This is a genomic window from Pseudomonas sp. LBUM1679 (assembly GCF_059695565.1).
Genome location: NZ_CP166774.1, coordinates 6,316,728 through 6,331,741 on the forward strand (window position 1 = coordinate 6,316,728; position 15,014 = coordinate 6,331,741).

Genomic DNA, 15,014 nt, shown 5'->3' on the forward strand with positions numbered 1-15,014 from the left:
GTCATTGATGACCCCGTAAGCTACACGTGAATTTGGGGATTCACACCTAGCGGTGATACGATCCACGGCTGCGGGGCGGTACCGCTAATCGCTTTCAGTATGGAGTTGGCCTATAGCTTCTGACAAACCGTCCCATTGAGTTTAACTGAACAAATGTATGGCTAACTCCAAGCATCTACTTTACGGCCTGAGGAAGCCAGTCACACTAGAGAAAGCTTTTGATCAGCGGTTAACTGCGACTACTCAGGGCAGTGAAAAAAAGCGCTCATCGTTGAGACTCGGATTAAAGAAACTGATCACTCGCATGAAATCACAATTCCGCAAGTGATCAGCCGCAACTAATTAAGACTACTTACAAGCAATCAAAGCCAATTCTTTTATAGACTTAACATGTCCCATCTTGTGAAGACCAACCTCTACAAGAGACCCTATAATTTTGCCAAAATCAGGCTCTAATCCATTATCGTTAATGTATTGAGAAACCAGACAAAAATAAACATCAGTGTTCTCTCCAAATAACGTAGACGAATTAAACTCTTGGCCACTCAACTCAAGACCCGAAGAGTCATCTACATTAATAGAGTCCCGAAGCGCCAAACTTATCGCAAATCGACAAAGAATATTCGGCGTAACCCCTGTCTTGCTCTTTAAGTATTTTAGCTTATCGGTCGCCGCGACAGACACTCTAAGTCTATTTGGAAAATTCATTACCGTCTCCGACACGCTCAAAATATCCATCATGAACTTTGGTTGAACCCGACACATGATCGAAATCAAGATAATACGTATGTGAAATACTACTATCCAGATCACTATAAAAAGAGGGGTCAATTTCAGTATCTGTGGACAAAATTAAAACTTGATGGCTGGCTTGAGGAAAATAATGATCGACAATATTTTTTCTATGATAGGAATCTAGGCGTCCTAACGGAGTATCAATTATGACAGGAAGATTCCTGCCAGATGTTCTAGCTAATCCCTCAAGCAAGGCAATTGCATAAATTTGCTTCTCACCTGCAGACAATTCATTCTTGTTAATCTCAACACCAGATGCATCACGAAGCGTCACGTTATAGCTTTTCTCATCAATGGATATTGATAAACTATCCTGATTTTTCCTAGATAGTTTGTGCAACGCTTTCTCAAATTGACTTTCCAATTCCCGAATTTTTCGCTCAGAAGTCCGTTTAATAAACTCTTTTAAGATTAGCCTGGAGCTTTCCGCCAACTCAAATAAACGATTTTTATTAGAAGACTCTGTCATCTCGCTATATAAACGGTCAAGTTTCCTACTTACATCCAAAATGCTATTAACTAATTGACGAAGCTCACCCGCCAACTGAGAGCGGTATGCCTTTGCCTCCCCAAGCTCAACTGAAATAGATTGGAGTCTTGAAGTCAGTGGCTTAATTACTTCATCATCTGGTGCTCGACTCAAATTGACACCTATAGAGTCAATTTGTTCTTCAATATCATCCAACTGGGTAATTAGTGCCTCAGCCTTATTTAATTGATGCTTTCCTGAACTCTCCAAGCGTTGACTGATACTTGCAACCTGAGTATCTGACAAGTCATGGATCAGTGAACCTTTTTCGCTAAAAATCAAATCAGAAAAAAGAGAATCAAAAATACTTATAAGATCCTGCTGATTAGAAAACGCATCTACTTTACTGACGAAATCATTGCGCTTGGCTGCGATCATACCTCCGAGCTTCAGATCCAATTTCAACTTGCGTTCAAATTCAAGCGCGAAAAGAAGTTTACTCCCCAGTTCTTTTGTAATTGCTAGGGGCAAGGTGGATGAAACTACTTCTCGAAGTGCTGCTTCAAAATGCTCCTTCTTTAAGCGAAGCTCACCAAGGACTATTGTCTCATCCTTTTTTGTTATACTCCAAGCACCCCCTCGAGCATCGATTTCTTTCTGGAGCTTTTCAATATTTTTATTCAACTGTTTGAAAGAAATATCAACCGCCTGAAAATCACTCTGACGTGTAGCCAGAAGAGTTTTCAACGTAGCCAACTCAAGTTCTAGAGCTTCGATAGCTCTTAATTTCTCTTTTGATGCATCTTTTGCCGATCTAGTTCTGATAAGCACAGAAAGATCTGAGTCAAGCCGAGCAACAACATCTAGGCCCAACAACTTCTCAATAGAGCCTTTAAGCAAACTACCCGTGGTTTCTTCCGCAAGCTCTTTTATTTTCTCGCCATCAAAAAAGAATAGTTCAGACACACCAATTGGGATAAGCTCGTTTAAAAACGCTTGGGACTGTTCATATGACAACTCCGACTTTACGTCGCCATCGCATACGACTCTCAAGCTCTCCTTTACTTTTCCCGACTCAAGAAGCGCCCAGTCCCGCTTGACTTCATAGACATTAAACTGCCCATGATGAGCATGCCTAAATGTAATCTGGACCGACGAGTAGTGCGGCTTGACTAAACTACCAGCTGTCTTATGTATAGAAGCTGACAGATACTGATGATAGTCCGTCAACGAAACACTGCCAAGTATACCCCTCCCATATATTGCAAGTTTCAGGGCTGTTAGAATTGTTGTTTTACCAGCGCCATTAAGCCCGCCAAATAAAATTATTGGACGCTCTTTCCCTAAAATTTCCCGTGGAGTAAGATCGAAAGTGTGCTGACCACGAAAGACCCTGAAGTCCTGAAGTACTAGTTCATCAATAATCATTGAGTAAGACTTTCAATCAAGTTTTTCATAGCATTTGCTTCGTCAGTATAATATGTAGAGCTACGCGGTTCGGATTTTCTTTTACTTACACTTTCTAGATCTTCCCAATCTTGATCCAAGACAGATTCAATTTTATTCAGAATTCCTGATCGCTTCGACAACCCCATATATGATAGTTCAGTATCTATTAGGCGCATAATCATCGATGATGATATTCCTCGAGGAGAAGAAAGTTCATCTAAAAGCATCTCGTCGGGAGCAGTAAAAGCCCCAGCATCATTCTTTATCCAACTAATCTCTTCAGTTGAATATACGTCCGAAAAAATCTTAGGAACGGAGTCCTTCCAGTCTGGCTCATTGGGGTCACACAACCACTGCTGCCTTATATATTGAAGTTCGCTACGAGTGATAAGCTCAATATTGTGACCAGCCTGCCTTAAACTTTTCTCAATCTCAAGGAGCCGTTGCAACCACTCGCGCCTATAGGCCATGAGATAAGGTCCAGGGACATGTTTCGCTGTCTTCTCCTCGTCGTTCTCTATATCTTCAGAACGAGCAAAAGTAACTTTCCCTGTCCGTCGCCGGTGATTCCTATATTTAGTTTTGTTCTCAGGAAGAGAACTAAAATGAAGCAAATTCCTAAAATCCAGCAAAGGCTGCATCCAAGTATCTCCAGACTGAATGAGACCCTCGATTGCCTTGTCGTGCGTAACAACTGTACAAGTCCAGCATCCAAATCTGGAGTTTCCGCAGGACGGAGTACTAGTATCGATTACAAGTGGGCATTCACCTGCATTGGACCCCTTGTATAGCTCAAACAATACCCGATTACTACCGCCCCAGGGGCGCGGCGCGCTCATCAGATACTCCCAAACTTCATCCGAGGACCACGCTTCAATTGGCATGTAGGTATAGGCGTTGGGCAGCGAAGAGTGCCTACTTAATGCCGAACCGTCTATCTTATGTTTTGCTATAACCTGTGCTCGAGATGAGCTTTCTTGACTACGCGAGCCTAAAACAACTACGACCTCACCAAATGAGGCCACTTTATCTAATATAAACTCACTTACGGGATTAATTTTCATACGCTCAGTACACCATCTAAAACTTCTAGTTGGCGCAGGATAACCTCGACCTAACAGGTTTACCCAGAAGGTATTATCCATCTTGGGCATCACCGCATGCGCACTGATAGGCATGCAATTAGCCGCAGAGCTGTCGTTAATTGCCGCCAACGACGCCTTAATCATATCCACAACAACAGGGGTTTCAACTAATGTGTCAGACGACACAACATAAACGTGTTTAGTCCGCTTCTCCACCGGCAACAAAAAAATTGCAATATATGTTAAAGATAAAATAACGGTTGAATCTTTACCGCCACTGAACCCAACGACCCAAGGCCGGGAGTCCGCCAAGTATATATTTTGAATTTCTCGTACCAAATCAGCTACCGGCCGATTGGCAGCATGCATCGACGACACAAGCTCTTCGTGAGAGTCGTATATATAGATCTCTTCAGCACCCATATTAAACACCCCCCTCCAATGTAAGTTCAGCGTTCGAAAGTGGTACGCCCAACATAGTTTTAATATAAATAGCAGTTAGCGCTACATTCACGTGGCTTTTGCTGATTCGCCCATGACTTAATGCTCTGCCTTCCCAGTCCGGATTTGACCTAGACCAGTCGACAACTCTAAGTTTAGAAAGAACTGCAACCCATTCGTCCTTCGGACGAGTAACTAACTCTGCGCCAATAATCCCCAACGCTTGAAGAGTTACTGCATGTGCATGGACATATTGTTCCCGTAGCTCTGCAGTCGATACTTCTTTCTTCTTAGCCAAAAGCCAATCAGGCATCTGCGTTGCAACGGTTGCCCAATACAAAACTCCGAGCTCTTTTGCATCATTGGACACGACTTGACCTTTACTGATACGCAAAAGCGTCTTTGACGCATTCTTGATCGCACTAAGAGTAAATAGTTTTGTGCTTCTGTTGGAGATGCTCGACTTCTCCATCTCTGTCATTCTTTCGAAGATCTCAACATTCTTAACCATATATCTTGCGAGATCTGATATCGAATCACGGTGATCATACAAAGTACTTATTGAGTCACCTGGACGAACTGCGTGTTTATTCAAGTCAGCAAACATCTGCTGGCTGCGAGTGAGCCCTTCGTCAATAAAGAAAAGCACTGGTATATTATCGTAACCGATCTCAGGATTAGTCTTGATAGCCTCTTCGATAGCCGCTCGACGGTGCTGCCCATCATTGATCAAAATTTGAGCGCCCATATGGATTGACAGGGTGCCAATATTCTGCCCTATGCCGGTATCTGCAGAGGGTTCAAAAGCAACCACACCGTCGATTGAGGCGGTGATTGCAGACAGCGTATAATCGCGTGCATTATCGACCAGGTAGGCTGCAATTTCCGGGATTCTGGAATGGTTAAGCTTCCTCTGAGCACGTAGGTCTGCTGGAACCTCTTCCTCATTGAAGATAAACATCTTAGGAATCAAGCGCATGGGACACATCGCGATATAGCAAGGACGCCCTGATTGGATTCCCCTCACGGCTGGGAAAGTACTGGTGAAGCCATCAGCTATCGACATTTTTCTGGAAGTCATTTTTTGGCATGGAAGTTTTCAGTGCTAAATTTAACTTCCACACCCATTTTGGTCAACCCATGAGCATGCTTTGGTACTCGATTTCAGATGAAATCGACATCCCTCATTCGCCTGGCATCTATAGCTTCTCAGTAATCCTAGGCAGCAGGCAGAAAGCAGGGTTACTCGGCAAACACCCTTTTGATCCGGCGACGCTCATCACAGCCAAAGCTAGCTTGCTGCGTCGCCTAGGGCGTTTGGAGAGCATTTTTTCGTCTCGCTCCCTTGATGGCACACTTCGAGAATCCGGGAAAGGCAGTGGTGTAAGCGAAGGCTACATCGTAACTGCACGCCAGGTAACATTAAGTAGTTCGATTCGTCTTTTAGAATCCTGCGACCCTCTGGACGTTCCACTATTGCTTGATTCGTTAGAATCATTGAGTACTGTTCCAGCGCCAATTTATTTAGGTATGGCTAAGGAACAAACGTTAAACCAACGATACTTCCAACATAAATCGAACTTTCACAGTAGCAGCGAACGGGACAGTTTTGGCTATCGAATTAGAAGCTTAGGACTACGCTGGGATGACTTAATATATGGTTGTCACCCTATAGCTGATGCCAAGCCCCCGGTAAGAGCGCTCGAAACGCTACTGCATGCTTTGATAAAACCGCCATACTCAAATGGATAAAGATCAAAAATGAAAAAGTTTTCAGAAAATATTTACGATATCAGTTATATCGGTAGCTTTGGCCGTTTCTCATCAGGCAACTCTTTTCCTATCGACTATGTGCAAGCTTCATTCACAGCAGCAGACTTAGTCGATTTGAGCTTCGCCCAGGAATTACACCCGGACGGACAAGATTTTGAATTGCTGATGCAAAGAGACATTGATCACGAACGTGTCTTGCGCGATGTAGTACCTTATCTAAACCCGACAGAAAGGTCGGACCAGGAAATCAAGGATCGAGCGGTTTTCTTTCCGCCTCTTCTTGTAGCCGTAGTACCGGTGCAAGATAGAAAGATGCAGCCCTACTATCCGGACGAAGTCGTTACTATCGATACGGCGCAGTGTAGCGTCACTCGTGAGTGGCCAAGACAAATAAAGCTTGATTTTTTTACAGATGAGAGCGGAGCCAGCTATTCCCCTAGCCTGCTTATAAATGGAACAATGCAAAAAGTAGCATTACAACGTTCTCCGGTAAAAATTTCCATCAGGAGCCCGAAAGGTAATGAACAGGGTGCAAAACTTGTGGTGATAGACGGTCAACACCGTCTCGCCGCATTGCGGTACGTCTACGAACGAAAAAGTGAGCTATTAGAAGGCGTGTGTGTACCGGTTTGTATCTTGTTTCCCCCAAACAGTACTCAAGCCCATAGAGAGATGCTAGGCGACAAAGAGGTGTTAACGGTTCACTCCGTGTTCAGAACCCTTTTCGTCGACGTCAACACCACAATGCAGCATGTTGGTGGTCACTTCAATATTCTTCTATCTGACTCCTCGATCAGCGGAATAATTTGTCGAAAGTTCTGTGATCGGATCCTGAAAACCCGCGGAGAGGAGGCTCTGGCGCAGATCGAGTGGAATATCAAATCCAAGAAAGAATCAACAATAATAAAACGACCTTACTCCATAACCAGTATCGGCATACTAGACAAAGCACTTACAAAGATTTTCTCCGGCGGCACCGTCAGAAATAACAAGTCAATGCTGTTAGCTTACGCACTTGCACTTTCCGAGGTGGAAGAGCAGCTTAACCCTCAAGACAACGATTCCGATGACAATCGAGAGGTAGAGTGGGAGCGCTTTTCACTCAATCAGAAACGCATTATTGAGGCTCAGGTTGTAAAACATTTCGTACCTTGTTTAGAGGAGATATTTTTTGGTCTGGATGGTTTCAACACTTTATCAAATCAGTTTACTACCCAGATAGCTAAATTGAGAACAGAACGGGACGCGTCAAGAAACCCGACCCAGCACACCGCTGCACTGACTCAAATTCTTGAATACAAGCCTATCGATGATGACAAGTATCATGAGTCAGCAAAAAATATTTACGCTGAATTTGAAGAGTCTTTACGGGCATCCAACAAAGACAATGTAATATCATTTTTGCAATATGCGATCGTACAACGAGGCATATTAGAAGCCTGGAGCGTGGTGTTGGATCGGTGCAAGGATCTTGGTATCGCTCCTATTGACGCGACTAAAGCCTTCGTTCCAATCCTGAACCATGCATTGCGGGATGATGGGGAACTGTTCAAACCGCATAAAAAGTACATGCAATATACGGTTTGGGAGGCAATCAATATAAAACCAACGGAAGATTCGAAAACAGCTATTGCCAATTGTATATTGACGCTTTTCGCTACAGATGCCATTGCCTCGGATTTTGCAGCATCAGTTTCTCCCGCAGATTCTGAAAAACTACGTGACCGGCTGAACCGTCTGGGGTGTGAACGCGCGGGATCATTTATGAACCAATATCATGATGCCCGGCAACGGTATTTCATGAAAACATATCGAGTTGAATTTGCAACGCTCGATGATGGAGAGCGCGCGCTACTTATGAGTTTGGAAGAAGAACACAACAGACAACTCCAGGCAGTACGCCACAAGCAGATAAATCAAGATGAAGTGAGCAATGATTTTCTCAAAGCGGTTGCCAAACATGTCAACAGAGATGTGCAGGTTGCAATCGCAGATTTTAGAAGCGCCTTCGACTACGAATACGGTATTGCCATTGATTCGTCTGTTGAAATAGAAGGTGAATAGTGACTCTTTTAGAAGTCTCATTTACACCGGGAGCGCCACTCGATGAGGTGGCGCTTGAAATCTCTTGCTGTTTAGATACGATCAAGGCCGACTCACTTACACTGATTATTTCATCATCAGAAAAAACAGGGAAAGAGCTTTCTGTTGAATTAATCGCGCTGGGAATTGCACCGGTATCAACGTATATATCCGGGTGTGCGCTTTCCAATCTTGACCTGGCCTGCATTGCAATATTATGTGACATAGACAAGCCTTTAAAAAAGACATATAGATTTCAATTTGGAAATCCAAGCTTGACCCAGGTAAAACCATGGAGCTTGACCAATATAGTTTCCCAGCTCAGTATCCCAGAGATCCAGTTGAGAAAAATCAACTTTGACTGGTTTCCTCAATCTTCCAAACATTTGAGAGTATCTATCGATGATTACACTGCTTCTAATATTTCTGAGATCATCAGAGAAGGAATGATCGCACTGGGCGCAATTTTCCGCTTTGAAGAGCTTCGTACCGCGATAGGCTCATGCTCATTACCCCACGTAGTACAGTCAAGCTCTCACATTATATCTACGACAATAAGAGATGCTATAAAATACGCCAGAGACCTTCACTCCTCCAAGTCAATAGCATTTGATGAACTACGACTCTCGCTAGATCACTTATCGGATGGAAATTTAGCTGCAGACGTGTTTAACAACTCAGCCGCCGACTTGATTTTATACCGAAAAGTTTTAGTCTGGCAGTCGAGCTTGCATTTAGCTCTGGCAACCTCATTATCAAAAAGAGAAGGTAGTTCGAACTTGTCATTGCATCACTGCATCCGGACCATCGAGTGCTACCTGATTGGCATACTATCCGCCAGCAACAAACTATATTTGAATCACAAAGGTGTAGTGCTCTACTCGCACAATTCGACAACAGTTCAAGGTGTATCAGGATTACTGGCATTGTCTCCTGAAACGGTACCTTCCATCATCAAAGACATTGTTACCTGGAGAAATAAATCAGAGCTCGCCCACGGGATGCAACGATGGAACTCGGCCACAGCACTCCTGGCTTTATCTGAAGTAAAGAACTTCATTCACAGCATGGACTCTAAATACTCACAAGGTGAATTTTTTGTCCATCTGCGAAAAGCAAACTCGTTGAGTTTCCCTGAAGCAGTAGAATCAATTATAACCGTGACCAAACAAAGGATTAATGATTATCTAATCAAAATTATATAACAGCAATCGTGCTTCCCAGGCAGTTACATAATATACGTCGCATTGTATAACTTCCTCGATTCCTGGAATGGCAAGCTGGTTTGTGATGATTTTGCCGGCTACAAAGCCGGCTTCGAGAAAGGCATGGCCGAAATCGGCCGGTGAACAGAAGCCAATTGGCCGAAGAGGTGCTGGACTCGATTGGCGGCTAGCCCTGCCGCAGCACAATGATTTGGCGCAGAACAATATGTGTTTCAGTCCCGTAGATCGCAGCATCGTGCGGCCCTCAGCCCGACATAGCTCTCGCAGTTTTAGTTGAGCCTAAGCTATCCCGCGACGGTGGGCCCATAGTGCTGAGCGTGATTTCCCACACGATCATGGATGTGTCGGAGGCAGACCGCGTGTTTCTCGGATGATCAACTGCAAGGATGCTCTCGGCTCATCGACCGCGCAAAATCTCCGTAGAACAACTTATCGATCTGAGCGTGCCTAAAACCGCGAACATAGTCATGCCCGGATGCCTAAATGTACTTTAGTAATCAGTGGTTGCCGTTAATTAGTCTGCATTCTTCTCCATTTCAACTGTCCTCACTCTTAGGCTAATTCCTGCTGCGAGCACTCTCCGCATAGTTGTTGTGGTGCGATTAAAGCTCCTGGAGACTCGGTGCTGCTGTGGTGGTTACGCAATTACGAGAGTGAAAAGATCTAAATAAAGCAGTCCTGTTGAAAAAGTTCGATGAGCTCGTCGCGGAGATGAATTAGGTCGGTAAATACTTCAATAAAATCGTAGCCGATACGATAATGCCTCGTAAAGCCTCATCGCTAAGCCACCGGTGTGACAGATTCAGTAATCTACCTAAATCCAAGCTCATCCGGCAGTTTTTGCCACAGATTCGCCACAAGCCCAAAAAGCTCACGGCGGGCAATGCCGGATTTCTGCGGATTTGCGCGGGTGGAATTTTGTGGCAAAAACCACCAAAACGCTCCAATTTAAGATCAAAAACGACCGTTAAACCATTGATTTCATTATGGAGCGGGCGACGAGTCTCGAACTCGCGACCTACAGCTTGGGAAGCTATAAAAATATCTATGATTACAGATACTTAAGTGGCGTTCGCCACACACTTGCCACACACTTGCCACACACTTGCCACACGATTCTCAAGAAACATCCAAAGCCAGCAGTGACCATCCATAAAACTGGTCAAATGACTTCAATTTCGTAATGCGTATTACGACCTTCGCCAGCTTGCCTAAAAATACCGAGTTCAACGAGGTTCTGGAGGTCTCGCGCCGTTGTCGCTTTTGAAGCCCCCGTCATTTTCATGTATGTCTTCGTGCGCATATGAGTGCTTTCGTCTTGGCTGTTTTCCAGCATAAAGCTGATGATACTCATCTGCCTTTCATTCAACTTCCCACGATATCTGTCGAATATTTTGGTTTTGAATAGTGCAGCATTTATCGTTTGCTCAGTATCGTTTTGAGCATCCAGAATTGTGCGCGTGAAATAAGCGATCCACTCTGTAATGTCGTTGGAGGTTTGAGCGTCGCTCAAAGCCCCATAGTAGGCTTTTCGATTAGACTCAATGGCCTTTGACAGGCTCATGACGACAGGGCGGCCCAACCCCTGGGAAAGAGCCTTTTCAGACAAGGCACGCCCGATGCGGCCATTACCGTCTTCAAATGGATGGATGCTCTCAAAATAAAGATGCGCAATGGCAGAACGAACTGCGGGGCTTTTGAGGACGTTTTTACCGTTAGGCGCGGTGTCATTGAACCAGCGGATAAAGCCTGCCATTTCTTTCGGAACGTCGGAAGAGGATGGCGCCTCAAAATGGATGCGCTGTTTACCAAGAGGCCCGGAAACAATTTGCATCGGGTCCTCATGATTTCGCCATTGACCGACGATGAGACGTTTGACGAAGGGAGCCATAAGCCTGCTATGCCAGTCGAACAGCATCGTCTCAGTAAGAGGGGCTGTAAAGCTTTGCCGAACTGCGACCATCAGCTCACCGACACCCTGCGCCTTTTTGTCCCCGACCTCTTCATGAGCAAGGTTGAGGCCGAGATTGTTCCGGATCGAGGACATGACATCGGAGCGATGTATGAACTCTCCCTCAATCTCGGACGTTTTAACGGCCTCCGAAACCATGAGAGAGAGAATTGTTTCCTGCTGGGCACTGTCGGGTAACCCTTGCAGGAGTCCGGCGATATGGCCAGTTTTCTCTGCAAAGGCAAACAGAAGATCTTCCACGACCGAAAGATCGTAACGGAAGTTAGGCCAATCAGGTTGTTGCCAGTTATACGTCATGAGACGAATGTATCTCTTAATCGTCTCATTTCCAGCTAATTAATGAGACGATTAGCCTGATTAATCGTCTCATTAATATGGTTAATTTCACTTCATAGACGAATGAAAGGGCTCATGGTTTGGGAAGCTGTATAAATATGCGTAAGTACAAGCACTTAATTAGTCCCGCCACATAATTGCCACACAAAAAATGAATTCTTAACTGATATACATGAACCGTATTCGTTCATTTTTTAGCCAGCAAGGCGCTCCTGCTTGCTGGAAGGCCTTTGCTCCTACCTCTGTATCCGTACTATTCGGAAATTTAGGGAACAACCAGCGCGGCATTCGCCGCCCTGGCTGAATACTAGTCTCTCTACTTAGGATGTTTACTCTAGCTAATCCTAACTTTCGATCGTGTAGCCGGACAGTTTGAGTGTCGCCAACTCCAGCTCTGTGAGATCCAACTTTAGAGATGGGCTGCTACTCAGGGAGAGGAGCCATGTCGCAAATGGGCTAAGACCGGCGTAGAGATTTTTTTCGGAGAAATCTGCGCGAATGATCGGCTTGGTTCCCGTAAGGCTCGTAAAACCACGGAACATCACTGCCCGATGGCTAAAGACCACAGCCTGCCCTGTTCCCAAGTAAATCGTTTCGTGCCCGCCCTGGGCCATCTTCCATGGAATCTGCTTTTGACCATCTGCCACTGAGGCGCCCTGCAGCACTAGCTCCATTCCGGTAATTCGTACGCCTGGCAGATTTTCCCACATTGGGCTGTAGGTGGGATGATCCCAGCGAATCGTAAAAGAAAGGACCAGTTGCTTTAGGAACAGGTCCCACTGCGCTGGAGAAACCAACTCCCTAAGATCCAGTTCCACCTCGCCAGGTTCCAGTTCCCGGCGAGCTTCGTACCGCTCTTTCGCAGCCACCCAATCCTTAATCAGAAGCTTCTGATGGGCATAGGTAATTGTAGATACGTTTAAAGCGGAGAGTGGGGCATCAGTTGGGCGTCCGAAATGGTAAGCAAGCGCCTTGGTTTCGGCATGAACCATCGACGCGGCGAGCGCGAGTGAATCCAGGTAGATACGGCTCATAAGAACCTTGATATATGCTTCCGCAGGATCAGCAGCTCCTGAAAGCTCGGACTCAAGAGCCGCGACCGCACGGCTTCCAGCGGCAATCTGCGCTTGCATTTCCGTAAGGTGCGCCAGCAAGCCATTGTAGGCCAGCAAAGCTGCATTTCGAGACTCAACGCATTTCAAATACTCGTAGCCAGCCTCCCGATATTCATTCGCTTCTAGAAGGTCCGCATAGTCACGCGCAATCTTGTCAAAGCTTTCACGCTCCATCGTAAATTGGGGAATCTGTGCTTCCTTTTGAGCCGCCGTCAGCTCATCCATTCCCTTTCGTATAGCATCAACACCTTCAGCTACGGAATTGGCTCCTTTCCCGAGTTCTTTCAGGTCATCACTTAGAAGCTTGCTGTTATCCCACAGGGTTTGAAGGCTATCGTTATTAGCGGTGAAATCTCCATAGAGTTTTGTACCTGCCTGAGCTGCAGCAATGAAGCCAGCACCCCCGGTAGAAACACCGACGACAATCGTAGCGACCGCCGTAAGGGTAGTGGCCAAGTTGCAGCCATTGCTCTTTGCGTTGATCGCAGCAGTGAGCTCGGCCTCCTTCTGCATGAGTATTTCCTTCGCTGCTTCAATCTTGTCATCCAGTATAGGGATCTGTTCGAGCTGTGAGCGGGCTTCACCCGTAGCACGCTCGAACTCCACTTCAAGGGAAACTTTACGGTCTTTGGCGGCTGCAACGACGGCGCGAATCTGGTTGCGTTGTCTCTCAGCATTATCGCTCGCATCCCAATACGCGTTAAAGGCATCCTCAATCAACTTGGCCTGGGTGAGAACCGAAGTATTAATGTGCTGCGAGTAGGTTTCAAACGCGAGCAGCGGCGCTCGCTCCTTGGAATAGCCAAAGAAGTCCAAGCCAAGGTTCATCTTTCTCGCCATGGAGTAACCACGGGCCATGACTTCCTTCTTGATCAAGCTGGGCGATTCATCGGCAACACATACATGGAGCAGGAAACCTATGCGGTCTTTCAAATCAGAGCCGATCTGAAGTCCAGCGCTGCGGTATTGGTCCTCCGCGTAGAGAACCAAAAGCTCAAGAAAGGTTCCATCGAAGAGGTCTGCAAAATCAGCATAACTTGGAGTCTCTACATTGAGTTCACCATCCACGCCAACTGGTGCAACCTGACGCTCGGCGACTTCGGTTACCCTTAAATCGCCGCCTAGCCCTGGCTGGCCAGAAGACCCGTTATGCGAGTAGCCATATTCGCAGAAGCTACGAAGAACTTTTGCATCCTCCAGCGCCAACGCAGCCATCTGCAGCCGTGACAAGTTCGGTAAGTCTCGCACTACTATTGCCTTCCCAGTATTTAGTACGTGGCTAAATCCCCGGGGGTCTCGCGGGAAATCTGGCTCGCAATAAACTGGAATGCTAATCCTGCCACCAGGACCAAATTCACCACCCTGCCCTGGGTTACCTGCCTGCCCTGGATCACCATGACGCCCATGAGAGACATCTATGGCGCCATCGGGGAGAGCGTATTGAGGGTCCGAAGTAGAAATCAGGACAGCTCCGCCCGCCCCACCTTTTCCTCTTCTCCCAGGCAACCCGGCTTTGCCTCCTTGACCTCCATCACCGCCAGCGGTCCCAGGAGGATATTCGTTTGCCTTTTTAGCGGTTGCATCTTTTCCTGCAGGTCCAGCAGATCCCCTCTGACCATGCCCACCATCGCGAGGCCGCCCGCCCGCCCCACCCACTGCTGATGCCCTGATTGGACCTTGGATCTCATTGGCACGGATCGTCAGGGCACCGGCAGGCGAGCCATTACCGCCGTCATCACCATCAGGACCGGCCTCACCAGGGTTATGAGCACCCTCAATTCGTTGGTCTGGCTGGAAAGAAGGAATTCCGGCTAATCCATCCGTGCGGATTACACCGCCTGCCTCAAATCTGATCGTTCGGCAAATCAGGTTCAGGTTATGACCATCAGTAAGCACCTCGGACCGGACGACGATTTCATCTGCAAAGACTGTCGTAGGTTTGTCCCGGGCGACAACATCCCAGAGATCTATCGACAGAGCTGAAAGAACTGTCCGCTCGGTCAATCCGTCTTTAGAGAGTAAAAGCTGATTTCTTCCAAGGCCCATGATGCTCTCCATCTAGGTTAATGAACCGCCAAATTGAGGCTAGCATCCAGAAGGTTTATCGCCAGCATACTGACCTTAGGGGGGGACCCGCTCATCGGGGGCTCGAAGATAGTCCGGCATGGCGGATGGAAATGACTTGGCCGAACGCCTACTCATGGCCCCCCATTTCCGCATTCCACCTCCGTATGTAGGCTGATTAATGCCTCGTTGTATCACCGTATCCAC

At 46.4% G+C, this 15,014-nt stretch carries 9 protein-coding genes; 3 read left to right on the plus strand and 6 right to left on the minus strand.

The genetic code is table 11. From position 1 onward, the window contains the following. Nucleotides 1-348: 348 nt before the first annotated feature. The 4 genes from ACA062_RS28880 to dndB are packed head-to-tail and all read right to left on the minus strand — an operon-like array spanning nt 349 to nt 5,320. On the minus strand, nt 349-708 hold the full coding sequence (locus ACA062_RS28880; protein ID WP_497454075.1) for a DndE family protein: 360 nt from the start codon (nt 706-708) through the stop codon (nt 349-351). After that, nucleotides 692-2,692 carry a DNA sulfur modification protein DndD gene (dndD, locus tag ACA062_RS28885; RefSeq protein WP_497454076.1) on the minus strand — a complete coding sequence of 667 codons (2,001 nt, stop codon included), beginning with the start codon at nt 2,690-2,692 and terminating at the stop codon, nt 692-694. The genes ACA062_RS28880 and dndD overlap by 17 nt, the downstream gene beginning before the upstream one ends. Continuing rightward, the gene (gene dndC, locus ACA062_RS28890) at nt 2,689-4,221 is read right to left on the minus strand and encodes a DNA phosphorothioation system sulfurtransferase DndC (protein WP_497454077.1); all 1,533 of its coding nucleotides are present in this window, start codon (nt 4,219-4,221) and stop codon (nt 2,689-2,691) included. The genes dndD and dndC overlap by 4 nt, the downstream gene beginning before the upstream one ends. A gap of 1 nt (nt 4,222) precedes the next feature. Continuing rightward, the gene (gene dndB, locus ACA062_RS28895; RefSeq protein ID WP_497454078.1) at nt 4,223-5,320 is read right to left on the minus strand and encodes a DNA sulfur modification protein DndB; all 1,098 of its coding nucleotides are present in this window, start codon (nt 5,318-5,320) and stop codon (nt 4,223-4,225) included. Nucleotides 5,321-5,328: 8 nt separating this feature from the next. Between dndB and ACA062_RS28900 the strand changes: the two genes are divergently transcribed. The 3 genes from ACA062_RS28900 to ACA062_RS28910 are packed head-to-tail and all read left to right on the plus strand — an operon-like array spanning nt 5,329 to nt 9,299. Then, the gene (locus tag ACA062_RS28900) at nt 5,329-5,991 is read left to right on the plus strand and encodes a hypothetical protein (protein WP_497454079.1); all 663 of its coding nucleotides are present in this window, start codon (nt 5,329-5,331) and stop codon (nt 5,989-5,991) included. A gap of 9 nt (nt 5,992-6,000) precedes the next feature. Then, entirely contained in the window at nt 6,001-8,076 is a 2,076-nt protein-coding gene (locus ACA062_RS28905; RefSeq protein ID WP_497454080.1) for a hypothetical protein, read from the plus strand. Then, nucleotides 8,076-9,299, plus strand: coding sequence for a hypothetical protein (locus tag ACA062_RS28910; protein ID WP_497454081.1), 1,224 nt, complete (start codon nt 8,076-8,078; stop codon nt 9,297-9,299). The genes ACA062_RS28905 and ACA062_RS28910 overlap by 1 nt, the downstream gene beginning before the upstream one ends. Before the next feature lie 1,183 nt (nt 9,300-10,482). Here ACA062_RS28910 and ACA062_RS28915 read toward each other — a convergent pair. Then, a complete protein-coding gene (locus ACA062_RS28915) occupies nt 10,483-11,589 on the minus strand; it encodes a Fic family protein (RefSeq protein WP_497454082.1) in 1,107 nt (368 codons plus the stop codon). Nucleotides 11,590-11,972: 383 nt separating this feature from the next. Beyond that, entirely contained in the window at nt 11,973-14,789 is a 2,817-nt protein-coding gene (locus ACA062_RS28920; protein ID WP_497454083.1) for a hypothetical protein, read from the minus strand. Nucleotides 14,790-15,014 lie beyond the last annotated feature (225 nt).